Annotated in this window: 20 protein-coding genes, 14 tRNA genes and 2 rRNA genes; 32 read left to right on the top strand and 4 right to left on the bottom strand. The window is 47.3% G+C overall.

Annotated features, from left to right (window positions below):
* The 22 genes from KNP62_RS10155 to KNP62_RS10050 form a co-directional block, all read left to right on the top strand.
* A 23S ribosomal RNA gene (locus KNP62_RS10155) occupies window positions 1-84 on the top strand; the annotation flags it as partial.
* A gap of 95 nt (window positions 85-179) precedes the next feature.
* Window positions 180-296: ribosomal RNA gene (gene rrf / locus KNP62_RS10150) — 5S ribosomal RNA — on the top strand.
* Window positions 297-304: 8 nt separating this feature from the next.
* A tRNA-Asn gene (locus tag KNP62_RS10145) sits at window positions 305-379 on the top strand.
* An 11-nt stretch (window positions 380-390) separates the two neighbouring features.
* A tRNA-Ser gene (locus KNP62_RS10140) sits at window positions 391-481 on the top strand.
* Window positions 482-501: 20 nt separating this feature from the next.
* A tRNA-Glu gene (locus tag KNP62_RS10135) sits at window positions 502-576 on the top strand.
* Between the two features lie 16 nt (window positions 577-592).
* Window positions 593-666 (top strand) — tRNA-Met (locus tag KNP62_RS10130).
* Between the two features lie 9 nt (window positions 667-675).
* Window positions 676-751: transfer RNA gene (locus KNP62_RS10125), tRNA-Asp, on the top strand.
* Window positions 752-782: 31 nt separating this feature from the next.
* A tRNA-Phe gene (locus KNP62_RS10120) sits at window positions 783-858 on the top strand.
* A 5-nt stretch (window positions 859-863) separates the two neighbouring features.
* Window positions 864-947: transfer RNA gene (locus KNP62_RS10115), tRNA-Tyr, on the top strand.
* 3 nt (window positions 948-950) lie between these two features.
* Window positions 951-1,021: transfer RNA gene (locus KNP62_RS10110), tRNA-Trp, on the top strand.
* A gap of 16 nt (window positions 1,022-1,037) precedes the next feature.
* Window positions 1,038-1,113: transfer RNA gene (locus tag KNP62_RS10105), tRNA-His, on the top strand.
* Window positions 1,114-1,120: 7 nt separating this feature from the next.
* A tRNA-Gln gene (locus tag KNP62_RS10100) sits at window positions 1,121-1,195 on the top strand.
* 4 nt (window positions 1,196-1,199) lie between these two features.
* A tRNA-Gly gene (locus KNP62_RS10095) sits at window positions 1,200-1,274 on the top strand.
* A gap of 10 nt (window positions 1,275-1,284) precedes the next feature.
* Window positions 1,285-1,358: transfer RNA gene (locus tag KNP62_RS10090), tRNA-Cys, on the top strand.
* Between the two features lie 9 nt (window positions 1,359-1,367).
* Window positions 1,368-1,448 (top strand) — tRNA-Leu (locus KNP62_RS10085).
* Window positions 1,449-1,514: 66 nt separating this feature from the next.
* Complete coding sequence (locus tag KNP62_RS10080) at window positions 1,515-2,444, top strand: HEAT repeat domain-containing protein (RefSeq protein WP_214785420.1); 930 nt, start codon at window positions 1,515-1,517, stop codon at window positions 2,442-2,444.
* A gap of 330 nt (window positions 2,445-2,774) precedes the next feature.
* A tRNA-Gly gene (locus tag KNP62_RS10075) sits at window positions 2,775-2,845 on the top strand.
* A gap of 67 nt (window positions 2,846-2,912) precedes the next feature.
* A complete protein-coding gene (gene queG, locus KNP62_RS10070; RefSeq protein WP_214785419.1) occupies window positions 2,913-4,061 on the top strand; it encodes a tRNA epoxyqueuosine(34) reductase QueG in 1,149 nt (382 codons plus the stop codon).
* On the top strand, window positions 4,042-4,482 hold the full coding sequence (locus KNP62_RS10065) for a methylated-DNA--[protein]-cysteine S-methyltransferase (protein ID WP_214785418.1): 441 nt from the start codon (window positions 4,042-4,044) through the stop codon (window positions 4,480-4,482). Before queG ends, KNP62_RS10065 begins: the two co-directional genes overlap by 20 nt.
* 12 nt (window positions 4,483-4,494) lie before the next feature.
* The gene (gene trmL, locus KNP62_RS10060) at window positions 4,495-4,968 is read left to right on the top strand and encodes a tRNA (uridine(34)/cytosine(34)/5-carboxymethylaminomethyluridine(34)-2'-O)-methyltransferase TrmL (protein ID WP_026826698.1); all 474 of its coding nucleotides are present in this window, start codon (window positions 4,495-4,497) and stop codon (window positions 4,966-4,968) included.
* A 228-nt stretch (window positions 4,969-5,196) separates the two neighbouring features.
* Window positions 5,197-5,754, top strand: coding sequence for a DUF5366 family protein (locus KNP62_RS10055; protein ID WP_074032604.1), 558 nt, complete (start codon window positions 5,197-5,199; stop codon window positions 5,752-5,754).
* Window positions 5,751-6,626, top strand: coding sequence for a hypothetical protein (locus tag KNP62_RS10050; protein WP_214785417.1), 876 nt, complete (start codon window positions 5,751-5,753; stop codon window positions 6,624-6,626). The genes KNP62_RS10055 and KNP62_RS10050 overlap by 4 nt, the downstream gene beginning before the upstream one ends.
* Window positions 6,627-6,673: 47 nt before the next feature.
* Here KNP62_RS10050 and KNP62_RS10045 read toward each other — a convergent pair whose 3' ends face one another.
* A complete protein-coding gene (locus KNP62_RS10045; RefSeq protein ID WP_214785416.1) occupies window positions 6,674-8,461 on the bottom strand; it encodes a transglycosylase domain-containing protein in 1,788 nt (595 codons plus the stop codon).
* A 154-nt stretch (window positions 8,462-8,615) separates the two neighbouring features.
* On the opposite strand from KNP62_RS10045, the gene KNP62_RS10040 reads away from it, so the two are divergent.
* From KNP62_RS10040 to KNP62_RS10025, 4 genes are read left to right on the top strand one after another with little or no spacing between them, the layout of a single operon-like run.
* A complete protein-coding gene (locus KNP62_RS10040; protein ID WP_214785415.1) occupies window positions 8,616-9,770 on the top strand; it encodes a glucose-1-phosphate adenylyltransferase in 1,155 nt (384 codons plus the stop codon).
* Window positions 9,712-10,905, top strand: a complete 1,194-nt coding sequence (glgD, locus tag KNP62_RS10035) for a glucose-1-phosphate adenylyltransferase subunit GlgD (RefSeq protein ID WP_251125664.1) — start codon at window positions 9,712-9,714, stop codon at window positions 10,903-10,905. Before KNP62_RS10040 ends, glgD begins: the two co-directional genes overlap by 59 nt.
* Before the next feature lie 10 nt (window positions 10,906-10,915).
* The gene (glgA, locus tag KNP62_RS10030) at window positions 10,916-12,349 is read left to right on the top strand and encodes a glycogen synthase GlgA (protein WP_214785414.1); all 1,434 of its coding nucleotides are present in this window, start codon (window positions 10,916-10,918) and stop codon (window positions 12,347-12,349) included.
* A 22-nt stretch (window positions 12,350-12,371) separates the two neighbouring features.
* The gene (locus KNP62_RS10025) at window positions 12,372-14,804 is read left to right on the top strand and encodes a glycogen/starch/alpha-glucan phosphorylase (RefSeq protein WP_214785413.1); all 2,433 of its coding nucleotides are present in this window, start codon (window positions 12,372-12,374) and stop codon (window positions 14,802-14,804) included.
* A gap of 53 nt (window positions 14,805-14,857) precedes the next feature.
* On the opposite strand, the gene KNP62_RS10020 is transcribed toward KNP62_RS10025, so the two are convergent.
* Complete coding sequence (locus KNP62_RS10020; protein WP_214785412.1) at window positions 14,858-15,673, bottom strand: sulfurtransferase; 816 nt, start codon at window positions 15,671-15,673, stop codon at window positions 14,858-14,860.
* Window positions 15,674-15,773: 100 nt separating this feature from the next.
* On the opposite strand from KNP62_RS10020, the gene KNP62_RS10015 reads away from it, so the two are divergent.
* The 3 genes from KNP62_RS10015 to KNP62_RS10005 all read left to right on the top strand — a co-directional run bounded on the left by KNP62_RS10015 (window position 15,774) and on the right by KNP62_RS10005 (window position 19,033).
* A complete protein-coding gene (locus KNP62_RS10015) occupies window positions 15,774-17,501 on the top strand; it encodes a phospho-sugar mutase (protein ID WP_214785411.1) in 1,728 nt (575 codons plus the stop codon).
* A gap of 126 nt (window positions 17,502-17,627) precedes the next feature.
* A complete protein-coding gene (locus KNP62_RS10010; RefSeq protein WP_214785410.1) occupies window positions 17,628-18,386 on the top strand; it encodes a transporter substrate-binding domain-containing protein in 759 nt (252 codons plus the stop codon).
* Entirely contained in the window at window positions 18,383-19,033 is a 651-nt protein-coding gene (locus KNP62_RS10005; protein ID WP_015880920.1) for an amino acid ABC transporter permease, read from the top strand. Before KNP62_RS10010 ends, KNP62_RS10005 begins: the two co-directional genes overlap by 4 nt.
* Window positions 19,034-19,075: 42 nt before the next feature.
* Here KNP62_RS10005 and KNP62_RS10000 read toward each other — a convergent pair whose 3' ends face one another.
* Complete coding sequence (locus KNP62_RS10000; protein WP_214785409.1) at window positions 19,076-20,173, bottom strand: ABC transporter ATP-binding protein; 1,098 nt, start codon at window positions 20,171-20,173, stop codon at window positions 19,076-19,078.
* Between the two features lie 104 nt (window positions 20,174-20,277).
* The gene (locus tag KNP62_RS09995) at window positions 20,278-21,129 is read right to left on the bottom strand and encodes a PucR family transcriptional regulator (RefSeq protein WP_353047529.1); all 852 of its coding nucleotides are present in this window, start codon (window positions 21,127-21,129) and stop codon (window positions 20,278-20,280) included.
* Between the two features lie 69 nt (window positions 21,130-21,198).
* Here KNP62_RS09995 and KNP62_RS09990 point away from each other — a divergent pair, with 69 nt between their 5' ends.
* The 3 genes from KNP62_RS09990 (at window position 21,199) to KNP62_RS09980 (ending at window position 24,604) form a co-directional block, all read left to right on the top strand.
* Window positions 21,199-22,290: a DUF445 family protein gene (locus KNP62_RS09990; RefSeq protein ID WP_214785430.1), complete on the top strand. Its 1,092-nt coding sequence runs from the start codon at window positions 21,199-21,201 to the stop codon at window positions 22,288-22,290.
* Between the two features lie 36 nt (window positions 22,291-22,326).
* Window positions 22,327-22,698, top strand: coding sequence for a YlbF family regulator (locus KNP62_RS09985; RefSeq protein WP_074032614.1), 372 nt, complete (start codon window positions 22,327-22,329; stop codon window positions 22,696-22,698).
* A gap of 127 nt (window positions 22,699-22,825) precedes the next feature.
* Window positions 22,826-24,604 (top strand): SLC13 family permease, encoded by a 1,779-nt coding sequence (locus tag KNP62_RS09980; protein ID WP_214785407.1) that lies wholly within the window; start codon window positions 22,826-22,828, stop codon window positions 24,602-24,604.
* The last annotated feature ends 20 nt before the right edge of the window (window positions 24,605-24,624 follow it).

Here is a 24,624-nt window from a genome sequence, read left to right as displayed (position 1 = left end):
GAGACGATGAGGTAGATAGGTCATGGGTGGAAGCGTGGTGACACGTGGAGCTGAATGATACTAATCGGTCGAGGCTTTGATCTAGTCTATGGTTTGTGTTGATGAATCCTCAGTTTTGAGAGAACAATCTCTCTAAAATATGTTGACATTATCGATAAATAATGTTAATATAATACTTGTCTGGTGGCGATAGCGAGACGGCCACACCCGTTCCCATGCCGAACACGGAAGTTAAGCGTCTCAGCGCCGAAAGTAGTTGGGGGATCTCCCCCTGTGAGGATAGGACGTTGCCAGGCAAGATCGTTCCGCAATAGCTCAGTGGTAGAGCAACCGGCTGTTAACCGGTAGGTCGTAGGTTCAAATCCTACTTGCGGAGCCACTTTCTCTTTTGGAGAGCTGTCCGAGTGGCCGAAGGAGCACGATTGGAATTCGTGTAGGCGGCAAAACCGTCTCAAGGGTTCGAATCCCTTGCTCTCCGCCAGTTTTTCAAAATTCAAACATGGCCCGTTGGTCAAGCGGTTAAGACACCGCCCTTTCACGGCGGTAACACGGGTTCGAATCCCGTACGGGTCACCATTTAATTTTATATCGTCGCGGGGTGGAGCAGTCTGGTAGCTCGTCGGGCTCATAACCCGAAGGTCGTCGGTTCAAATCCGGCCCCCGCAATTAATGTCCGGTCTCGTGGTGTAGGGGTTAACATGCCTGCCTGTCACGCAGGAGATCGCGGGTTCGAATCCCGTCGAGACCGCCATTTTTATTCTTAAAAAATCAAGACTACATATGGCTTTGTAGCTCAGTTGGTAGAGCAAAGGACTGAAAATCCTTGTGTCGGCGGTTCGATTCCGTCCAAAGCCACCATATGTGGGGGGGTAGCGAAGTGGCTAAACGCGGCGGACTGTAAATCCGCTCCCTCGGGTTCGGCGGTTCGAATCCGCCCCCCCCCACCACTTAGGGGCATAGTTTAGCGGTAGAACTACGGTCTCCAAAACCGTCAGCGCGGGTTCGATTCCTGCTGCCCCTGTTTTAATTTAATCATGGCGATTGTGGCGAAGTGGTTAACGCACCGGATTGTGATTCCGGCATTCGAGGGTTCAATTCCCTTCAGTCGCCCCATTATTATTGGGCTGTAGCCAAGTGGTAAGGCATCGGATTTTGATTCCGACATGCGAAGGTTCGATCCCTTCCAGCCCAGCCATTTTGCGGAAGTAGTTCAGTGGTAGAATACGACCTTGCCAAGGTCGGGGTCGCGGGTTCGAATCCCGTCTTCCGCTCCAATGACTTTTTGGCGCCATAGCCAAGTGGTAAGGCAGAGGACTGCAACTCCTCTATCGTCGGTTCGATTCCGACTGGCGCCTCCAACATAATATGCCGGTGTGGCGGAATTGGTAGACGCGCACGACTCAAAATCGTGTTCCTCTGGAGTGTCGGTTCGACTCCGACCACCGGTATCCGTATGACTCTAACTGAGGTTAGGGTCTTTTTTGTATATAAAAATGTATTGAGGTGATCTTGATATGACGGAGCAACAATTACTCGATTTAATCGAACGAATGAATCACCAAGGTGATACAAATACGAGTGATGACTCCATCTCGTGGCATGCATTTCGTTATGCCGAGACGCTACAAGACCGGACTATCATTCCTCTCGCAATCGATTTGGTCGAGCGATTAGAATCGCATGAACAACGTGACTCGCTATATTTTATCCTCTACCATATTGGGCGACACCTAGGTGATCGTGATGTCTTTTTGTTTCTCGTTGATCGGTTAGGTCTTGAATCGAACAAATATGTATTGTCGAGTTTATTAGGGCATCTCGCAACACTAGACGATGGGTATCAAGGGATTGTATCTGTAAAACAATTGGTTCCGTATGCGACACACTCCGCTTGGCAGGTTAAATATGATGCTATTCAGGTGTTTCATCTTTGTGATCCAATTGAAGCCGAATGTTTCTTACGTACCCAATTAGCGGTTCAAGCTCATGATGCAATGGCTCTTCAATATCTTGTTGGGGAACTGTCGTACGTAGGAAATAAGGAAACGATTCCGTCTCTTATCAAGCTAGCAGAACATCAGAACGGAGGCGTAGCATCATCTGCGATTCGAACACTTACACAACTCGGCGATGAGTCGCTATTACCTCTATTTATTGAATGTATGAGTCGTCGTTCGATTGAAGTGAAGTATGAAGCAATGTATGCGATTAGCGTTCATGGGAATGAAAGTGCTATCCCGGTCATCATCCAACGTGTCCGGCAACTGATCAGTCGAAAGCGAATCGTTGAGGACGACGCGTTGATTGTGGCGATGACTTTTCTTTCTCGCTATCCTGATCACGTAGATGTGATTCGAATAATTGACTGGATGATTAAGAAAAAGTGGGATTTCTTGTTTTCTCACGAACAAGAGTGGCTGCGGCGACAGAATATTTTATTTTAGAAAGAGCATCCTGAAACTTACTTGAATGAATCTCCATTATGAGAAGGAGTGAGGGCAAAATAACCATACCTAAGATTCCTTCCTTTAGATCAATATGTATCAATCAGGACGATTGAGGACGTTAACGTATGTTGAGACAGAAGGGCATGGACGAGCATTTCGTGTGATCAGACCACTTGAATCGTTATTTGTACAGGCATAATATTAGTGATTAAGGTATATTGAAATATTTTTTTCAGCGATTTTAGAAAAACTTACGAATATTTGTTGACAGTTTAATGGTATAGGTGTATATTAACTGTAGTCGCTTGAACGACAACAATATTTCATGCGGGTGTAGTTTAATGGTAAAACCTCAGCCTTCCAAGCTGATGACGAGAGTTCGATTCTCTTCACCCGCTTCATATCTCTCTGCCGAGTGGCGGAGAGATTTTTTGTATGCGAAAATATATAAAGGAGGTGAACGGAATGGACCCGTACACATTAAAACAACAAATCCTTGAGTATGCCGAAACCATCGGAATCGACGAGTTGAAAGTGACGACGGCTGATCCGTTCATCGTCATGAAACAGCGACTCATTCGACAGCAAAAGAAAGGGTTTGCCTCTGGGTTTGAAGAACCCGACCTAGACAAGCGTACAAACCCGGAACTTTTACTTGAAGAAGCCCAGTCAATCATTGCGATTGCGATTGCCTATCCAAGTAAGTTGAAGGATGCACCTCGAAGTGTTGCTGGAGAGAGACGAGGGCTATTTGCCCGAGCCTCATGGGGGCTGGATTATCATCGTGCCGTCGGCAATCGATTAGAGAAGCTTCAAACGTACATTGAAGAGTTGGTTCCTGGAGTGCGTACGCGCTCGATGGTCGACACGGGTGAGCTCGTAGACCGGGCCGTCGCCGAACGTGCCGGAATCGGTTTCAGCGGAAAAAACTGCTCCATCATCTCACCTGAAAAAGGATCGTACTTATATTTGGGGGAAATGATTTTAGATGTTTACTTGCCTCCGGATGAAGCGATTGAAGATGGATGTGGCGACTGTAATAAATGTATGACGGCCTGCCCGACGACAGCACTCGTTGAACCGGGCGTACTAGATGCGAAACGTTGCATTGCCTATTTGACACAAATGAAAACGTTGATGCCACGAGAGTTTCGTTCGAAGCTCGGAGGTCGCTTATACGGATGTGATACGTGCCAGCAAGTTTGCCCGTACAACCGTAAAAAGGATTGGCGTCACCACGAAGAACTATTACCGGAAGCAGAAATCGTTAAACCGCTGTTAGAGCCGCTCTTGACATTGAGTAACCGAGAGTTCAAACAAAAATTCGGACATTTATCTGGCGCATGGCGTGGAAAGAAACCGATTCAGCGAAATGCGATCTTGGCGCTCGCACATTATCGGGAACCATCTGCGATCCCGATTTTACGTGAATTCATCCAAAACGATGAACGTGAAGACATGCGAGCGACTGCGGTATGGGCGATTGGTGCGATTCTTGGTCCCGATGCCGAATCGATTTTTGAAGAGATTGAACGTAAAGAAGTGTCTGACATGGTACATGAAGAGATTCGTATCTATCGAGAGGAGTGGGCACATGAAGATCGTGTCGTCTAAATGGGGACCGTTAGCGTATGAATTAAACGCAGCGGGCAAACTGACAGCTCTTGAGTTCACCACACATGAACCGACAGAAGAAGCCCCTGACTGGTTACAACATCTCATGATGCGCGTCGAGCAGCATGGATTCCATGAATCAGATCGTGCCTACATCGAAATGAAGGGAACACCATTTCAACAGGAAGTATGGGATGCGTTGTTGACGATTCCATATGGTGAGACACGGACATATAAACAAATTGCAGAACAAATCGGTCGGCCGAAAGCTGTTCGTGCCGTCGGCCAAGCGCTCAACCGAAATCCGTTACCGATTTTATTTCCGTGTCATCGGGTGATTGGAAGCAGTGGGAAGCTTGTCGGCTTTGCAGGAGGGTTGTCTGAAAAGCAACGCCTACTTGAATTTGAAATGAAAAAGTGAGGGAAATGAACTATGGCGATTCATGTCGTAATGTTTCAACCAGAAATACCAGCAAATACAGGGAACGTCTCACGTACGTGTGCGGCGACAAACTCGGTTCTTCATTTGATTCGTCCGCTCGGTTTCTCGACAGACGATAAAATGTTGAAGCGTGCAGGGTTAGATTATTGGCAGTTTGTCGATGTACGTTATCATGATTCGTTAGAAGAATTGTGGGAGAAGCATCCGGACGGACAGTTCTTTTATATCACGAAGTATGGGGAACAATATCCGAGTGATTTAGACGTTTCGGACGTAGAAGGCGACTATTTCTTTGTATTCGGTCGTGAAACGAAAGGATTACCGATGGAAGTGATTGAGAACAACTTAGACCGTTGTATCCGTCTTCCACAATCGAACCTCGTCCGTTCATTGAACGTGTCGAATACAGCTGCCATCATTGTATATGAGGCTCTACGCCAACAGGGATATGCAGGGTTGAAATAAAAAAAGAGCCGGATTCTTACGAATCCCGGCTCTTATTCGTTACCCTCAGGTTTACGGTTATATCCAGCTGTCAAAATCGCTGCGAGGAAGACGACGCTGATTCCAACCATCAATAATAGGCCCATCCAAAAATCCCCCTTTTAATCTCCATAACTATAAATAGTATAATATACTTGGTAGTAGAATTGCACTGAATATAAGAAATTACTGTGAAATTGGAGAAGGAACATGAAAACGAATGTGTACTTACTGAGCTATGCCCCACTCATCGGAATTATTTTGTTTTCCATGTCACTTGCGATTGCGACATCCGAGTATGTGATCCAGTGGCTGAATCAAATTGGCGTATATAGTGAAATCATTGAACTGTTATCCGTGCAAGAAACGAAAGTATTCGTACTTGTCGTGTTCTTCACCATCTTCTTTATGTTGTTTAGTGCACTCAAACTGGTCGCCGATACGTTCAATCAACTCGGCTTCGCTTTTTTTGCGCGAGAAACAAACGGGACGTCACTCCATCGGCTTAAACCTGGGGCGATTATTTTCCTCATTGGTTCTGGGATCAGTTTTCTGTTTCTCAATACATTACTTGCCGTCATGGCCGTCCTCGTCTGTACGTTATTGATGTATCTCTTTTACTACGTCTGGCAAGTGAGTCAATCGATGTCCGTTCCACGTGCCATCGGCTTGTTGCTCATGCAAGGTGTCATGTGGGCGACATTGATCAGTGGATTAGGATGGTCGATTCTGCGGCTGTTTAACTCTGTAGGGGATATCATCTTATGAGAGAGAAATTTGAGCCGACGTTTGATGAAATAGAGGCGTGGTGTCAGACGTTTGTTCCAAAAGAAACGTTGTACTGGATCGATTCTACTTTCTTTGAAGAATTGCCGAGTAGTGTCCTCATTTTACCGAGAGGAGAGTTTTCCCGTCACCCCGCATATAAAAATCCGTATCTTTCGAATGCCTATCTGACATGGATGATGGGGGAAGGCGTCACACATGTTGTCCATGCCCCGTCAAACGCGATTGATGGTTTACGACATGACGTCAAGTCGCGTTTTCTTGAATATCAGGTGAAGACGAATCGTGGGCTTGTGTTACCTCTTACGGTTGAGCAGCGGAATGAGGTATCCGATGACGCGATCGTGGAGAAGGGTGGGGAATCTTTCATCGTCTTAGACGAGTCGAACTGGAACAAGCTTTCGACAGAAACCCGTCATTCGCTTATCTATCGCTATGCGAAAGAATGGGATACGTGGGAAGGGGAACGATGTGATGAACGGACACCAGCACATCTCGTTACATATGCGAACACATTTCCGATATATGAAGGGAGTAACTGTCTGGCAGCGACGTTATTCGCAGCTACACAACATGAGTGGATGATTCACCAGTGGATTCATCCGGAGACATTTCTTCAGACGATTCAGCAGAGCGGTTTTGAAACGGTAACGGATGCTGTTCCGGAAGCAGGTGACGTCCTTACTTTTTGGAACGAACAAGAGCAACTTATTCACGCCAGCTACTGTGTTCGAGAAAACCTATATTTCAACAAGCACGGTCAAGTTCGTTTTAACCCATGGAAACTCATAAATCACGATGAATTATTGAAACACTGGGGAAATTATCATATGCGAATCGAACGCAGCGTGTAAGTCATCAAAAAAGAGTCAGCTGATGAAAATCGGCTGACTCTTTTTGATTAATGCGCCTCTGTCCAGATGATTGCCGGGTAAGCACGGTTGGCGAGTTCGGGGAACGGGCGCGGCGTGTCGGCCCCGAGCCAAATGGCGGTGATCGTTTGATCTGTAAGTCCGACGTACCACATATCTTTATTATCGTTTGTTGTCCCTGTCTTTCCTCCGAGGTACTCATAATCACGTTTCAGCTTACTCGCGTAACGTCCCGTCCCGTATGTCGTGACGGTCGCTAAAGCCTTTTTCATCGTAGTTATCGTATCGGGAGACCAGACTGCCTCCTCGGTCAAGATAGGCGTCAATGCGGGCTCATCCGTTTTGAATGTGATTTGTTTAATCGTATGACCCGACGTATAGACGCCTTTGTTTAAGAATGGTGTGTAGGCGGCCGCAAGTTCTTTCGGAGAGACGCCTTGTGTGAGACCACCGAGCGCGCTCGCCAAGTTCTCGTCCTGTTCATCCCATTGACTGAACATCATATCAGCCGTCTCATAGGCTCGTGGCTGATCGATTGTGGAGAAAGCAGCCAAGGCCGGCGTGTTGTAGGAATAGGCGACCGCATCTTTCAATAACACATCTCCTAACACGCGATTATGACTGTTACCTGGACAATAAGAACCATAGCAAGCTGGTCGTCCATCGAGAACCGTCTCAAGCGTCGCCCCCGTCTCTTCAATGAATGGGGCGAACACGAGAATCGGTTTGATTGCGGACCCCGGTTGACGATAGGCTTGCGTTGCGCGGTTGAATTCACCGACTTGTGTCATTTCCGAATCAACCATCGCCACGATTCGTCCTTGTGGTGTCAGTTCCGTATATCCTCCGTTTAACCCGGATGGCAACTGACTCATCACTTGCTTCGCTTTCGTCTGTTTGGCCGTCGACAGGTACGTCTCGATCGTCGCTTCGTGCGTCGATAAATAGTCTCGTGCTTCGGCATCATCCAAATCGTATCGAGAGCGTACTAACTGAATCGCTTCACGAACGACCGTATCCATATAGTCCGGATATTGAATCGTTTGACTTCGATAAGTGGCTTGCAGTTTCACACCATGATATTGATCATAGGCGCTTTTTGAGATGGTGCCAGCCTCGAATAGTTGTGTCAAAATCCGGTCTTTTCGCTCGAAATAAGCATCTGACGGATTGAGCGGGTCATACAATGACGGATTGTTCGGCACTGTCAACAAATAGGCGAGTTGGTTCCAGTTGAGGTCGGCGAGCGGTCTCGAGAAGTATGTATCGGCCGCGGATTGAATACCATAAACATTATGTCCAAAGAAAATAACGTTGCTATAGGCGGTCAAAATTTCTTTTTTGCTATAACTTTTTTCTAATGCTCGTGCAATCAATAATTCTTTCACTTTTCGTTCATATGTCCGTTCGTGAGTTAAGTAAACATTTCGCGCGAGCTGTTGGGTGATCGTGCTTCCACCTTGCACAGATGTCTCGTTCGCGTTATTAATAAATGCCCGGGCAATCCCGCTCAAATCATAGCCGGGATGGGCATTGAATTTTCGGTCTTCAATGACCATGATGGCTTCTTGAATGTGTTCAGGTAATGCCTTTGGAGAGACGTCATTTCGGCGACCTGCCAAGTAAATCTGCTGTTCGCCACCATTGTACGCGAGCGTGATTGCATGCTTCGACGAGAGTGGTTGTTCTGACACCAGTTCTTGTCCCCAAGATAAAATTTCATTTGTCTTTTCGATTTCTTCTTTCAAAGCATTCGCAAGCGTCAAAGAAGTCGCCAATAGTCCTGCAAAAAACAAGATTCCAATCCAAGCTCTCATCGTTTCACCTCTTTCTACTCATTATATCGTCACATTTACAAAAAAATAAAAATGTAAACGTTATCATATAATAATTTGAGAAGGAATACTTTAGGAAAGGGCGAAAAAGGGTAAAAGGGATTGTATATTACGATTTTGAGGAGGCTTATTATTTATGAAGCAAGAAATGGTTGCGATGCTCCTTGCGGGAGGAGAAGGAAAACGATTGGGCCCTCTCACGCGAAAAACGGCGAAACCAGCCGTTAACTTTGGTGGGAAGTACCGAATTATCGATTTCCCATTGTCAAACTGTACGAATTCTGGAATTACAACAGTCGGGGTGTTGACGCAATACGAGCCGCTTGAATTGAATCGTTACTTAGGAATCGGATCAGCATGGGATTTAGATCGTCGTAATGGGGGATTAGCGATTCTCCCACCTTACCAAGCACAGTCGGGGAAAAATTGGTACGAAGGGACAGCGAATGCGATCTATCGTAACTTGAGCTACATCGACGATTACGATCCGGATTACGTTTTGATCCTATCAGGAGACCACATCTACAAGATGGACTACGAGAAGATGCTCGAAGCCCACAAAGAAAAACAAGCCGATGTGACGATCTCCGTCATGGAAGTGCCGTGGGACGAAGCTTCACGTTTCGGGATCTTGAACACGGCAGATGATCTTCGCATCAATGAATTTGAAGAGAAGCCTGAAGAGCCGAAGAGTAACTTGGCATCGATGGGGATTTATATCTTCAACTGGAGCGTCTTGCGCGAACATTTGATTAAAGATGCTGAAGATGAGACGTCAAGCTTTGACTTCGGAAAGAACATCATTCCAAACACACTTCTCCAAGGACTTGATGTTTTCGCCTATAAATTTAAAGGCTACTGGAAAGACGTTGGAACGATTCAATCGCTTTGGGAAGCAAATATGGACCTTCTTGAGGAAGAACCACCATTCGATTTATATGACCCGAACTGGAAAATCTATTCGGTTAACCCGAATCAGACGCCGCAATATATCGGTAAAGATGCCTGCGTCGAACAGTCTGTGATTAATGAAGGCTGTCACATCGAAGGAGAAGTACAACATTCGGTCTTGTTCTATGACGTTCGTGTCGGAGAAGGATCTCTCGTAAAAGACTCGGTTATCATGCCCGGGGCTAGAATCGGGAAGGATGTAACAATTCACAGAGCCATTGTCGCAAGCTGTGCGGTCATTGAAGACGGCGCGACAGTCGGTGAGCCGGGTGGTGAAATCGTTGTTATTGAACCACACGAAAACATTGAAAGCGGAACCGTCTTCAAACAACGAGTTTGAAACGACTAAAGATCGACGCAAGGAGGCGTTACTGTTGACGAACGATTTATTAGGGGTCATTAACTTAGGTACGGAGCAAGGTCTATTTCCGGAATTCACAGGTCATCGCAATTTAGCAGCGGTTCCATTTTCGGGACGTTATCGTTTAATTGATTTCACGTTGACGAATATGATTACGCAAAACATCAGTCAAGTCGGAATTTTCACGTTAGACAAATACCGCTCGTTGATGGATCATCTCGGCTCGGGGAAAGAATGGGATTTGGACCGTTCACAAGGGGGACTACACATTTTCCCACCTGCCCTAAAACCGGACGGGGAAGCGTACCTCGGTGATTTGGCGAACTTCTCGATGCACCGTGAACACTTCATTCGCAGCAAACAACCGTACGTCGTCATTACGGGATCGAATGTATTGACGACAATCGACTATAACGACATGCTCGAACATCACAAGTCGATGGGCGCGGACATCACACTCGCCTATACGACGCATGAGCAGAAGTGTGGTTACTGTCGTCCGATTCGTCTCGGCGAGAACGATCGTGTCGTCGGCGTGTCAGAACGTGGCTTTTCACCAGACGATGAATATGCTTATACGGAAACCATCATCATGTCAAAAAACCTCTTTATGCGTCTTGTCGACGAAGCGACGTCTAAAGGTGAATATGACTTGTTAGACGGTGTCATCCGTCCACAGCTCCATCGGTTGCATGTGCACGGATACCATTATGTCGGTAAAATGCAGGCTATTCATTCGGTACTTTCGTACTATAACGAGAGCATGCGACTGCTTCGTGGAGAAGGAATCATCTATGACTTCCCACACATCTATACGAAGATTAAGCATGAGCCACCGACTCGTTATTTGAAAGGGTCGAAAGTGAATGAAGCGCTCGTAGCGAACGGATGTAAAATCCATGGAGAAGTTCAAAACAGTATTCTCTTCCGTGGTGTTGAAGTCAGCAAGCACGCGCGCGTGAAAAACTCAATCATCTCATCGAAATCAATCATTGAAGAGGGCGCTGTCGTTGAAAACGCGATCCTTGATAAGGAAGTCGTCGTAAAACGAGGCCAGGTCATCCGAGGCACAATCGACGAACCGATTGTCATCGCGAAGCGAACAGTGGTGTGAGGAGGATTTTATGAAAATTTGGTATGTTGCTTCAGAAGCGGCACCGTTTATGAAAACGGGGGGGCTGGCCGACGTTGTCGGTTCGCTCCCTCAAGCGGTGGCGGATTTAGGAGAAGAAGTGAGTGTCGTCATGCCGAAATATGGCTCGATTGCTGCTGAATATGTGGACGAGATGGAGTATTTATTTGACCTCATCGTTCCGGTCGGTTGGCGGAAGCAATTCGGTGCGGTCTTGAAATTAGAGCGAGACGGCATCACGTATTACTTCATCGATAATGAATACTACTTTAAACGTGACGGTGTCTTATATGGGCACTTTGATGATGCGGAACGCTTCGCCTTCTTCTCACGGGCAGTCCTTGAGATGATTGGAAAGATGGAAGAAGTGCCTGATGTTCTTCATTGCCACGACTGGCAGACCGGCATTTTACCGGCCTTTCTACGAATTCACTATCAACATATTGAAGCGTATCAACACATTCGCACGGTTTATACCATCCATAACCTGCAATACCAAGGGATTTTCCCAGAAGAGATTCTCGGCGAACTATTACAGTTCGGTCATGAACATTTTACGACCGAAGGGATTCAACATAACGGTCTCGTCAACTATATGAAAGCTGGAATTGTTCATTCCGATCAAATCACGACCGTCAGCCCCTCATACCGTGACGAAATCATGGAACCGTATTATGGGGAAGGCTTGGACGGGGCATTACGTCATCGCGCGGTCGATGTCCGAGGGATTTTAAACGGAATCGATTTGGCAACGAACGACCCAAACACAGATGCGCGAATCGAACAGACGTATAACCTCGATACGTACAAAGAAGGAAAGCTTGCGAATAAACGAGCGTTACAAGAACGACTCGGTCTAGAAGTTCGAGATGACGTCATGCTCATCGGGTTCGTCAGCCGTCTCGTTGACCAAAAAGGGCTCGATTTAATCAATGGCGTGTTTGAAGAACTCGGTCAATTGCCATGCCAATTCGCATTCCTTGGTTCAGGACAACCAGAATACGAAGGAATCGTTCACGAGATGACAGCAGCACATCCAGGGAAAGTGGGCTCTTATATCGGTTTTGACATCGAACTCGCTCACTTGATTTACGCTGGATCGGATGCTTTTTTAATGCCGTCACGTTTTGAGCCGTGTGGACTCAGTCAATTGATTTCCATGCGCTACGGAACATTGCCGATTGTCCGTGAGACGGGTGGACTTCGTGACACGGTGAAGCCGTATAACGAATTCACACAGGAAGGGACCGGATTCGGGTTCATGAACTATAATGCTCATGAGATGCTGGCAACGATCGAAAAAGCGATTCGTGTCTTCTATGAGAAAGAAAATTGGCATGCCCTCGTCCATCAGGCGATGACCGCGGACTTTAGCTGGAAACAATCCGCCAAGCAATATCGTGAGTTATATCATTTATTCGCATGAGTGGAAGGAGCTAACTTGATTTATGTTCACAGATAAACAGAGCTTTGTCGACGCGTTTAAAGAACGATTCATCGCATTAAATGGGAAGTCGATTGAGGATGGGACAGAGCAGGAAGTGTATCAAACCTTGGCAACGATGGTACGCGAACAAGCCATGCCAAAATGGATCCACACGCGAGACCGTCAAGAAGAAAAGCACAGCAAGCAAGTCATCTACTTCTCGCTTGAATTTTTATTAGGTCGTTTTCTATACAATAATTTGTTGAGTCTCGACGTGTTAGAACTCGTCAAAGAAGGGCTCGAGGATCTCGGATACGACTTCACGGACATCACGGAGTTAGAACCAGAACCGGGACTTGGGAACGGGGGACTTGGTCGCTTAGCAGCCTGCTTCCTCGATTCATTGGCTGCGCTCAGTTTGCCTGGGCACGGAAACGGCATCCGTTACCGATACGGTCTCTTCAAACAAAAGATTGTCGATGGATATCAAGTCGAGTTACCGGACAACTGGCTCCGTGACGGAAATATGTGGGAGACGAGACGTCAGGATAAAGCGGTCGATATCAACTTCGGCGGATGGATTGAGATGAAGCAAATCGGAGACCGATTGCGCGTCGTCCATCATCCGGATGAAGTCGTGAGAGCAGTACCGTACGATATGCCGATCATCGGCTACCAAAATGACGTCGTGAATACCTTACGTCTTTGGAATGCGGAGTCGCCGCTTGACGATGAGGCGTATTTGGAGAAAACGAAAGGGACGTACAAAGACTTGTTGCGACACAAACAGTCGATTGCGACCATTTCGGAGTTTTTATATCCAGATGATACGACGTATGAAGGAAAAGTACTGCGTTTGAAACAACAGTACTTCTTTGTGTCAGCGGGGATTCAATCGATGCTTGCTTCCTATGTGAAGCGCAATAAGTCGCTCAAACAATTAGGCGATCACTATGCGATTCACATCAACGATACACACCCGGTTGTCGCGATTCCTGAGTTGATGCGAATCTTGATGGATGAGCATGGGTATGGTTGGGATGAGGCGTGGCGTATCACGAAAAGCGTCATGTCGTTCACGAACCATACGCTACTCGCCGAAGCGTTAGAGAAATGGCCGGTCGAGATGTATCAACGTCTATTACCTCGCGTATATCAAATTATCGAGGAGATCAATCGACGCTTCTGTCGGGATGTATTAGTCAACTATCCTCATCTTGAATCACATATGGGTGAAATCGCAATCGTATCGAATGAGCACATCAACATGGCCAACTTGGCTGTCGTCGGCTCTCATTCCACGAATGGGGTTGCCCAAATCCATACCGATATTTTAAAACAGCGCGAGATGCGTTACTTATACGAGATGTTCCCACTGCGCTTTAACAACAAGACGAACGGGATCACGCATCGACGTTGGCTCTTGAAATCGAATCCGCGACTGTCTGACGCAATCACGGAAGCGATTGGACCATCATGGATCGAACATCCGAACGACTTGGAAAAGTTGATGGGTGTCTCGAAAGATAAGAGCTTCCAAGAAACCGTGATGGATGTGAAACAACAAAATAAATTTGATTTGGCTGCTTATATTCAGGAGGAGACGGGAGAAACGATTGACCCGCATTCTATTTTTGACGTTCAAGTCAAACGTCTCCACGCCTATAAGCGTCAGCTCCTGAATGCCCTTCATATCCATGCACTTTATTTGAAGATTCAAGCGGATCCGACGTTTACGATGGTTCCTCGTACATTTATTTTTGGCGCCAAGGCGGCACCGGGGTACTATTACGCGAAAGAAATCATTCGCTACATCAATGCCCTTGCCACGTTGATCAATAAAGATAAGCGGGCGAGCCAATTTATTAAAGTCATCTTCCTTGAGAACTATCGTGTCTCAATGGCGGAACGTATTTTCCCAGGCTCTGACTTGAGCGAACAAATCTCGACAGCGAGCTACGAGGCGTCGGGTACCGGTAACATGAAGTTCATGATGAACGGTGCGTTAACAATCGGTACGTTAGACGGTGCCAATATCGAGATTCGTGACGCGGTCGGAGACGACCATATCTTTATTTTTGGATTATCCCCACAAGAAGTCATGAACTATAAAAAGTTCGGGGGATACCATGCGGCGGAAATTTATCATGCCCACCAAGAAATTAAAGATGTGGTCGATGGTCTCGTCAACGGTACATTCGATAAGGTCGGTGAATATCAATTCCAGTCGATCTTCGACTCACTCCTCGTCTATAACGATGATTTCCTCGTATTGAAAGACTTCATCTCCTATATGCGAGCACAGCGACGCGTCGACGAAGTTTTCAGCGACCGTCCGCGTTGGGCAGAGAGCTCAATCGTCAACACGGCAAAATCAGGAATCTTCTCGAGCGACCGTACCATTACGGAATATGCAAACGCAGTTTGGAACATTAAGCCGACGAGCGTTAAATAAAGATTATTTTGGAATAGCATTAACTTCGGTGTAAAATAAAAACGATCCACCCGTTACGGGTGGACCTCGTTTTCTGGATAGCTGATCCAGTCAGAATAGGATCCGGGATAAAGTCGAACATCGTCTTTCCCAAGAGCGTGCAGCGCCAGAATATTGACGCAGGCGGTCACGCCGCTACCGCAATAAAAGATTGGATTGTCGACGGAAAGAACATCCTTGTAGAGTTCTTTTAAATCGTGAAAGTCTTCTAATGTGCCTAGCTCTGTGATGGCCTCGGCATAAGAACAGAGCAATGCGTTCGGGATATGACCTGCTTTTTTGTCAATCGGCTCATGTGTCCCGTTAAATCGATCTTCTGTTCGCGAATCATAGAGTGTACCGCTCGTGGCGGCTTTCACTTCTTCGAGTGTCGCAATCATGTCGTCTTTAAAATCTGGAGTATAGTCACTCGCTGGATAGTTCGGTACCTCAGTTGTGGTCTCACCGCAATAAGTGATGCCAGATTGAATACCGCCTTCTAGGACGACGACACGTTCGTGACCGGCCCACTTGAAGAGCCACCACGCACGAGCTGCGAATGGGAAGCCGTCATCATAAATGACGACCAAATCTTCTTTTTTCAAGCCGATGCGACGGAGCGTTGCCGTCCACGCTTCTTTCGAGGGGAGCGGGTGACGTCCGCCATGTTCGCCGAGCGGACCGGACAAGTCTTCCATCAAATCGAGAAAGACGGCGTTCGGAAGGTGTCCCTTTCGGTAGACATATTTACCATAGGACGCGTCGTTTAGCGAATATCGGCAATCGATGAAACGAATCGAGTTCGTATGCACGATTTGTTTTAATTCTTGGGCACGCATTGTTGGAAACATTAATATCACCTCGAGGTTTCGTTACTCTCATCGTATACAAGATGGAAGCAATTGGCGAGTACTTCGATTGAATTTTTTGAGGGTGAAAGGGGAATGAATCATGACATGGCAACAAACGTATGACCGTTGGAATCAATTTGAAGGACTTGAGCCGCATTTACGAGCGGAACTTGAGGAACTCGCAAAAGATGAGACAACGTTAGAAGACGCATTTTATAAGACGCTTGAGTTCGGGACAGGCGGAATGCGCGGAGAAATCGGACCGGGTGCGAACCGAATGAACGTATACACGATTCGAAAAGCGTCACAAGGCTTTGCTGACTTTATCGCAGCTTCAGGAGAAGAAGCGAAACGTCACGGCGTCGTGATCGCCCATGATTCGCGCCATTTTTCACCAGAGTTTGCATTAGAGGCGGCACGGACGCTTGCGTCAAACGGGATCAAGACGTACTTGTTCCCAAGTTTGCGCGCCACACCGGAACTCTCGTTTGCCGTACGTCATTTGAATGCGTTCGGTGGTATCGTTATCACGGCGAGTCACAACCCACCTGAATATAACGGGTTCAAAGTGTATGGGGCAGACGGTGGACAGCTTCCGCCAGCAGAAGCGGATGAACTCGTCAGTTACGTCAATGCGATTGAAGATGAGTTGAAGATCGATATCGAAGATGAGGCGGCGCTTCGTCAAACAGGACTACTCGTCACAGTCGACCCATCCGTCGATGAAGCGTATATGGAAGCACTCCAGTCGATTCGGATTCATCGTGACGTACAGGACAGCCCCCTTCAAATCGTTTATTCGCCACTCCATGGGACGGGACGCCGTCCGGTCATGGAAGGGTTGAAAGCGTATGGGTTTGACCATGTGACGATTGTAGAAGAGCAAGCAGAACCAGATGGTGCTTTCCCAACCGTCAGTTATCCGAACCCAGAAGAAAAAGCTGCGTTTAAACTGGCGATGGAATACGGGGATCGCGTCGGGGCCGATTTGCTCATGGCGACGGACCCGGATGCGGATCGTGTCGGTTTGACGGTGCGCGGACGTGACGGAGAATGGTTCGTCTTGACTGGTAACCAAACAGGTGCGCTCTTGATGGAATACATCTTGTCACAAAAGAGTGAGACGGGAACACTCCCATCGAACGGTTTTGTCGCCAAAACAATCGTCACGTCAGAACTCGGGGCCGAAATTGCGAAAGCATATGGCGTGCATCTTGAGAACACGTTGACGGGATTCAAGTTCATTGGGGAGAAAATCAAACAATACGAGGAATCAGGCGAATATGAATTCCTCTTTGGCTATGAAGAAAGCTACGGCTATTTGATTGGTGACTTCTGCCGTGACAAAGATGCGGTTCAGGCTTGTCTACTCGCAGCAGAGATGGCGGCATACCATAAAAAGCACGATCGGACGCTTTACGATGCGTTGCAGTCGATTTATGAGAAGTACGGTTTCTACGAAGAGTCATTACAGTCGATGACATTGAAAGGGAAAGCCGGTCTCGAACAAATCGGTCGTATGATGGAAGCGTTCCGTGCCAATCCGCCGAAAGAAGTCGGGGGATACGAAGTCGTTCGTTTCGAAGACTATAAGAAACAAGTGGCGACCGACTTACGGACGAACACGTCTGAAGCAATCGAGTTGCCGTCATCGAACGTCTTGAAATTCGTCTTTGCTGACGGGTCTTGGTTCTGCCTTCGCCCATCTGGCACTGAGCCGAAAATCAAGTTTTACTTTAGTGTTCATGCGGATCGTGCCGAGAAGACGACATCGAAACGTGAAGCAATTGAAGCGGACGTCATGAAACAGGCGAAAGCCATCGATTGATGAGAGACATCACTCTAGCGATAGGGTGATGTTTTTTGTTTGACATGAAGACATCACGCCAGTATGATGAGGTTATTGTTTAAAACCGTGTAATCATATAAGGATTATAGGAAAGGCGGAATCATCATGAAAAAGACATTAACAAGCGTACTCGCAATCGGAGCTTCAGTCGGGCTTCTCGCAGCTTGCGGTAACGAGACAGACAGTGGAGCGGACGAAGCAGTCATCACTGTCGGGACAGAGGCGACATACCCACCGTTCACATACAAAGATAAAGGTGAATTGATGGGATATGATATCGACGTCTTGAACGAAGCGGCAGAACGTGCCGGTTATAAAGTAGAGTATGAGGCAATGGACTTCAAAGGACTCGTTCCAGCACTTGATGCAGAACGAATTGACATGATTGCCAACCAAATGAGCATCACACCTGAGCGTGAAGAGAAGTATGCGTTCTCTGACCCGTATGCGGTATCAGGAGCTCAAGTCATCGTTGGTTCGGATAACAACGACATCCAAGGCGTAGAAGACCTCGACGGCAAATTAGTCGGATCGACACAAGGTTCAGTCTATGCACAAATGGCTGAAGAAGCTGGCGCTGAAGTGAAATACTACAAAGGGGCGAACCAAGTGCTTCAAGACCTCGAAGTCGGTCGTCTTGATGCAGCATTGAACGACCGTCTCTTCATCTTGACAGAGCTTGAAAAAACAGGCTATGACGTCAAAGCAGTCGGTGACATCTTCAACACGAGTGAAGCTGGATTCATGACACGTCAAGATAGCGACGTTCTTGAGAAGTTGAACGATTCACTTGCGGAAATGAAAGAAGACGGTACGATGCAGGAAATCGGTGAGAAGTACTTCGGTGAGGACATCAGTCAATGAATGAACTGATCACGACCGTTATAGATAACCGCTCGGTCTATCTTGAAGCCGTCCAGCTCACGTTGATCGCCAGTGTCCTGTCGATTCTTCTCGCCTTGGCGCTCGGTCTGATCATCGCTTTACTTCATAGTAGCCCGATTAAAATTGTACGGTTGTTCACGCGGACGTACATTTCGTTCTTCCGTGGAACACCGCTCTTACTTCAATTATTGATTTTGTATGTCGGTCTCACTGGGTTCGTGCAACTCAGTGGGATGCAGGCGCTCATCTTCGGACTTGGATTCCACTTTGCGGCCTATATCTCGGAAGCGTTCCGGGCAGCCATCAACTCTGTCGACAAAGGACAGGTAGAGGCGAGTGTCGCGCTAGGAATCCCGAAAATGAAGCGTTTCAAAGACATCATTTTCCCACAGGCGCTCTCTCGCGCCATCCCGCCTGTCTCGAACTCGGTCATCGACATCATCAAGTCGACGTCACTCGGTTCGGTCATCGCGGTCCAGGAGTTAACGTATGTGTCTGACCAAATTGCGGCAACGACGTATTTGGTCATGCCGTTGCTCTTGTTCTCGGCTTCGATTTACTGGATCTTATCGACCTTGATTCAAGCCGGTCAACACAAGCTCGAACAGCGCTATGCGATTCGATAAGAAAAAACCTCGATTCATCTGAATCGAGGTTTTTTGTATGCCTTAACGGATCACTGCTTCTGTTTCTCCGTCGAAGAAGTGCGCTTTTGTCATATCGAGTGCGAGTTCGACATCGTCACCCATGTGGATGTTCGAGCGGCCGTCAACACGTGCTGTGAACTGTTGTCCACCAAGTTCAGCGTAGAGGTAAGACTCAGAACCCATGAGCTCAGCGACGTCGATGTGCGCTTTGAACGTGTGTGTCGTTGGTGAGTCGATGTAGATTGGCTCATCATGGATTGATTCTGGACGAATCCCGAGGACGAGTTCTTTTCCGACATAGCCACGGTCACGGAGTGTTTTCATTTTTCCTTCTGGAACGTTGACTTCTTCACCGTTCGTGATGAATTTACCTTCAGCGAGCGTACCGCGGAAGAAGTTCATCGAAGGTGAGCCGATGAAACCAGCGACGAAGATGTTGTCTGGGTTGTCGTATACTTCTTTCGGCGAACCGACTTGTTGGATAAGACCATCTTTCAAGATGACGATGCGCGTTGCGAGTGTCATCGCTTCTGTTTGGTCGTGGGTAACGTAGATTGTCGTTGTGTCCAAACGGTTGTGGAGCTGGATAATCTCTTTACGCATTTGTACACGAAGTTTTGCATCCAAGTTCGAGAGCGGCTCATCCATCAAGAAGACTTTTGCATCACGAACGATGGCACGGCCGATAGCGACACGTTGACGTTGTCCACCTGAGAGCGCTTTTGGTTTACGCTCGAGGTACTCTTCCAACCCGAGAATACGAGCAGCGTCTTTTACGCGACGATCAATCTCGTCTTTCGGGAACTTACGGAGCTTCAAGCCGAACGCCATGTTGTCATAGACACTCATGTGCGGATAGAGCGCGTAGTTTTGGAAGACCATGGCGATATCACGATCTTTAGGAGCGACATCGTTCATTCGTTTCCCGTCAATGATAAAGTCACCGTTTGAAATCTCTTCAAGACCTGCGATCATACGAAGTGTCGTCGATTTACCGCAACCAGATGGTCCGACGAAGACGATGAACTCACGGTCTTTGATGTGTAAGTTAAAATCGCTGACGGCTTTGACGCCACCATCGTAAATTTTATCAATGTGTTCTAAACGAATTTCTGCCATGTCGTTAGCCTCCTAAAGAATCTGTGTGTGTATAATAGCGCTTACAAGAACGATTATATGATGAAACCGCTTGCATTGAATATAGACAAGTTGCACAAAAACCGTCAATCGGATTTGTGCAACGTGACCATTAATTGAAGGAGACTCGCGTCATAGAACTTCCGTGCATCATAACCCGTCGTCTCGAACAGACGATCAAGTCGATAATTCAGCGTGTTTCGATGCATGAAGAGCGCTTTGGCCGTATGGGAGACGTTCAATGAATGACTGAACAACGCCTCAAGCAGTTCAATCGTCGATAGATCAAGCATCTCCATGAGTGAGGCCGTGATATGGTTCCGCTCTTTTAAGTCCTGCTCTTGTAGTAAATAATGGTATAATAATTGACTAGCAGGGTAAGTTTTAGTAGATAGACGAGCGTATGGCATGAGCAGTTGATGTTGACGATATACACGGGCGAGAGGACCTTGAGAACGTTCGCTATAGACAGCGTGTGCTTCGATGAAGCAATCGCTCGCGATGGCACGCAAGACGTCCTCGAACTCCTGAAGGTCGACAAACGTGTCTTGTTCGATAAGTTCGATATGTTTGGTTGTGACCAACACGATTTCAGCATGTGGCATGAAGTCGTGGATAATGCTGATGAATGATTCGAACGCTTCCTCTTCTGCTTCTTGGAGCGAAAGCGAGATGAGCCGAAACGATTGTTCAAGACGGTACGTCTCATCTTGAAGGCGTTCTTGCCATTTTCGCTGATGTGGGTCGGACTGAAGGAACGGGGTCGCCCACATGCGGAGCAATTGTTGTTCACGTTCGGTCAATTCGAATGTTGGGAGCCCAAATATGGTACCATCTTGCGTCTCGAACCAGTCAAGGTCACCAGATGCATCTTCCGACCGATGGACAGCAGTCGGAAAAATCGATTTAATACGATCAAACGTATTCAATACTATCACCTCATCAACAATGTATCATATTTCAGATCGGAGGCTTGCAGTTTGGACGGGTTATTAAAGATTTTACTCATGATTGTGATTGGGGCGACGATTGGTGGCGTGACGAACTTTCTCGCCATCAAGATGTTGTTTCGGCCACATGAACCGAAATATATCGGTTCATTCCGGATTCCTTTTACACCAGGTCTCATTCCGAAACGTCGGGATGAACTGGCATCTAGCTTAGGAAAAACGGTCGTCAAACACTTATTGACGCCGGAGGGCATGCGAAAACGTTTACTAGATGACCAAGTGACGACGCATATTACGCACTTTGCGCAACAAGAAGTTCAAGCGATGCTACGCTCGGATAAAACCGTTCGAGAACTCGTAGAACCTCTCTATACGAATGCAGAGGCACGCATCCTCACGTCAGCGGATGAAAAGTTACGTGACGAGCTAACGAGCGTCATGGCCGAGGTGAAAGAACGGAAGTTGTTTGAATTGCTTGGAGAAGAAGGAATGGACCGCATACGGGCAGTCATTCCTGAAATTGTTGACGCACTTCTCGTCAAATCGGAAGAGTATTTTTATTCTCCTGAAGGTGAGGCGCAACTTCGTCATATGGTCGATTCGTTCGTTCAACGTCGACTTGGATTTATCGCAGGATTCATTCAAAATATGAATTTTGTCGAGATGGTTCGACCAGAAATCGTTAATATTTTACGAGGTCAGTCGACTCGTGACGGCATGACGACGATGATTACACGCGAGTTCGAACGATTCAGTGAAAAGACGGTCGATACGTTGATGGATGAACGATTAGAAGCTCGACTCATCGATGGCATCACCGAGCAAGTCGTCACGCGTTTGCCGATTGGGCAATTGTTGGATCGACCGGTCTCATCGTATACCGAGTCCATCGAATCCCGTGTCGTCGATGAACTAGTGCCTCAAGGGGTCAGCCTTGTCATTGAGCGCTTCACGAATCAAATGGAGACGATCATGGACCGATTAAAAATCGATCAAATCGTACAGCAACAAGTCCAGTCGCTCGACACCTCGTACCTCGAAGAGATCGTGTTATCGATCTCGAAACGAGAGTTCCGGGCAATAACATGGCTTGGAGCGCTGTTAGGTGGTATGATTGGGTTGATTCAAGGGTTAATTGCCATCTTATGATGAGCTAGACCCTAATAGCATTTAGGAGGACGTTACATGTCACAAACAAACTTGTACGACCAAGCTTACCAATTGGAGAAAGCACTTCGCGATTCTGAAGAGTTCACAACACTCTCTTCTTTATACGATCGTGTCAATGCGGATGCGGAAGCGAACCAGTTGTTCGCTGACTTCCGTAACATCCAAATGACGCTTCAACAAAAGCAAATGCAAGGAGAGGAAATCTCTGAGCAGGAAATGATGGATGCGCAAACGAAAATGATGAGCGTTCAACAGAACGAATTAATCATGGAGCTCATGCAAGAAGAGCAACGCATGCACCAGCTCGTTACAGAAGTAACGAAAATCATCATGAAACCACTTGAGGAGCTTTACGCGCCGATGGTAAATGAAAACGAAGTTCAATAAGATGTGAAAAGCGGATGGCGATTGAGCCATCCGCTTTTTTGTTGATGAGATTGTCACAAGATTGAAGTAAGCGTTTTCATAGGGGGTTTATAATGAAAGTAGAATGATGGGGAAAGGGTGAACTGGCATGTGGACCGTGCTCATTCTATTCGGGATGATTCTCTTTTTCATAACAGGTTGGCTCCGAGCAGACTTGGTCGCATTGATTGGTCTTTTATGTCTCGTCCTAACTAATCAATTGACGCCGGGTGAGGCGATGGCGGGATTCTCAAATTCAGTCGTCTTGATGATTGCTGGACTGTTCATCGTTGGAGCAGGGTTGTTTCATTCCGGTTTAGCGGAACGATTGGCATCTACACTCATTCCGTACGCGAACGGAAGTGAGACACGACTCTTTTATTTGTTCATGTTGACCGTCGCCTTGCTTTCAAGCGTCATGTCGAACACAGGGACGGTCGCATTGCTCATTCCTGTCGTCATGGCGATGTCACGACAAATCAAACGATCCGCAAAGACGTATCTGATGCCGCTTGCTTTCTTCTCGAGCATCGGAGGGACGATGACATTGATTGGGACACCGCCGAACCTTGTCGCAGCTGAATCGCTACGAGGTCTAATTGATGTGCCGATTGGCTTCTTTTCTTTGCTCCCAATCGGTGCGGTCGTGATGATTGTCGGCTTGTTCTATTTTCGTCTCGTCGGAAATCGCTTGCTCGAAGATAATCGTTCAAGGGAATGGGATGGAGGCGGTGCAATCGAGACGATCAACCCGAACGTGTATGTCCTGTCGATTGACGAGGTACATCCGTTGATTGGCAAACGACTAAGTGAATTGAAATGGTCGCGTGACGGTATCATCGTCCTAAAGGAACGAGTGAAAGGGATAGGGCGGCATTACGAAACTGCTCGCGCTGACACCGTATTGCGTGCCGGGTCGATCCTCGTCAGTGGGGATGAGCAGCGAGTCCGTTCTCTCTCGGAACAACAACACATTCCGTTTCAGCAGGTTGAGGCAACAAACGTCTATGACAAGACCGGTGGCATCGTCATGTTCACGATTCCAGGGTCGAGTCAACTTGTAGGGAGATGTCTTCATGAGAGCCAGTTACGGAATGAGTTTCATGTGAACGTCTTGCGTGTCATCCGCCCTCAAGAAGAAATTGCACAAGTACGCCTGAAAGATCTGCCGCTAAAACAAGGGGATTTGTTGATGGTGCAGGGCAAGTGGGAGGATTTAGAGCGAGTTGAACAAGATACACGATTGCTCCTCTCGAACGAGCGGGTGACGGATGTGGCGAATCGAACGGTGTCGAGTCATCACCAACTTGCGGCAGGTGTAATCATGGTTATGATGATGACGTTGTTCGTCTTCGAATGGGTCGACCCGACCGTTGCGGTTTGGCTGGCAGCACTTGCGATGGTGATGAGCGGCGCCGTGCGCCACCTAGACATTGCGTATCAATCGATTCAATGGTCTTCACTCGTCTTGATTGCCGCGATGATCCCGGTAGGAACAGCGCTTGAGAAGGCGGGGATCATGACGTGGCTTGTCGACTGGATTGGGCAGTCGTTCGCGGGCTTTGGTCCAGCCTGGGTCCTCGTCGTTTTATTTCTTGCGACGATGGTCCTCAGTCAAATCATCTCGAACACCGCGACTGCTATTTTGTTTATTCCGCTAGCCATCGCTCTATCGGAATCCATGGCGGTAAGTCCAGTCCCGTTCGTCATCGCTGTCGCCATTTCAGCCTCCCTTGCTTTCATGACACCGTTCGGTTCTCCGACAAATGCGATGGTGTTTAGTGTAGGAGGCTATCGGTTTATAGACTTTGTCAAAGTCGGTGTGCCGTTACAACTGCTCACCGGGATCGTCGGAATCCTGATGATTCTGTTTCTCTTTCCATTCTAACGTTGTGTTGAATAGAGAAA

The organism is Exiguobacterium sp. s183 (assembly GCF_018617655.1).
Taxonomy (GTDB): domain Bacteria; phylum Bacillota; class Bacilli; order Exiguobacteriales; family Exiguobacteriaceae; genus Exiguobacterium; species Exiguobacterium aestuarii_A.
This window is presented reverse-complemented; position numbering and strand designations above follow the sequence as displayed.

Coding starts and splice junctions, on each gene's coding strand:
- KNP62_RS10005 (WP_015880920.1), top strand. CDS start 18,383: ATGAATGAACTGATCACGACCGTTATAGATAACCGCTCGGTCTATCTT.
- KNP62_RS10040 (WP_214785415.1), top strand. CDS start 8,616: ATGAAGCAAGAAATGGTTGCGATGCTCCTTGCGGGAGGAGAAGGAAAA.
- KNP62_RS09980 (WP_214785407.1), top strand. CDS start 22,826: ATGTGGACCGTGCTCATTCTATTCGGGATGATTCTCTTTTTCATAACA.
- queG (WP_214785419.1), top strand. CDS start 2,913: ATGGACCCGTACACATTAAAACAACAAATCCTTGAGTATGCCGAAACC.
- KNP62_RS09985 (WP_074032614.1), top strand. CDS start 22,327: ATGTCACAAACAAACTTGTACGACCAAGCTTACCAATTGGAGAAAGCA.
- glgA (WP_214785414.1), top strand. CDS start 10,916: ATGAAAATTTGGTATGTTGCTTCAGAAGCGGCACCGTTTATGAAAACG.
- KNP62_RS10065 (WP_214785418.1), top strand. CDS start 4,042: ATGAAGATCGTGTCGTCTAAATGGGGACCGTTAGCGTATGAATTAAAC.
- KNP62_RS10015 (WP_214785411.1), top strand. CDS start 15,774: ATGACATGGCAACAAACGTATGACCGTTGGAATCAATTTGAAGGACTT.
- KNP62_RS09990 (WP_214785430.1), top strand. CDS start 21,199: ATGATTGTGATTGGGGCGACGATTGGTGGCGTGACGAACTTTCTCGCC.
- KNP62_RS10025 (WP_214785413.1), top strand. CDS start 12,372: ATGTTCACAGATAAACAGAGCTTTGTCGACGCGTTTAAAGAACGATTC.
- trmL (WP_026826698.1), top strand. CDS start 4,495: ATGGCGATTCATGTCGTAATGTTTCAACCAGAAATACCAGCAAATACA.
- KNP62_RS10050 (WP_214785417.1), top strand. CDS start 5,751: ATGAGAGAGAAATTTGAGCCGACGTTTGATGAAATAGAGGCGTGGTGT.
- KNP62_RS10020 (WP_214785412.1), bottom strand. CDS start 15,673: ATGTTTCCAACAATGCGTGCCCAAGAATTAAAACAAATCGTGCATACG.
- KNP62_RS10080 (WP_214785420.1), top strand. CDS start 1,515: ATGACGGAGCAACAATTACTCGATTTAATCGAACGAATGAATCACCAA.
- KNP62_RS10000 (WP_214785409.1), bottom strand. CDS start 20,173: ATGGCAGAAATTCGTTTAGAACACATTGATAAAATTTACGATGGTGGC.
- KNP62_RS10010 (WP_214785410.1), top strand. CDS start 17,628: ATGAAAAAGACATTAACAAGCGTACTCGCAATCGGAGCTTCAGTCGGG.
- KNP62_RS10045 (WP_214785416.1), bottom strand. CDS start 8,461: ATGAGAGCTTGGATTGGAATCTTGTTTTTTGCAGGACTATTGGCGACT.
- KNP62_RS10055 (WP_074032604.1), top strand. CDS start 5,197: ATGAAAACGAATGTGTACTTACTGAGCTATGCCCCACTCATCGGAATT.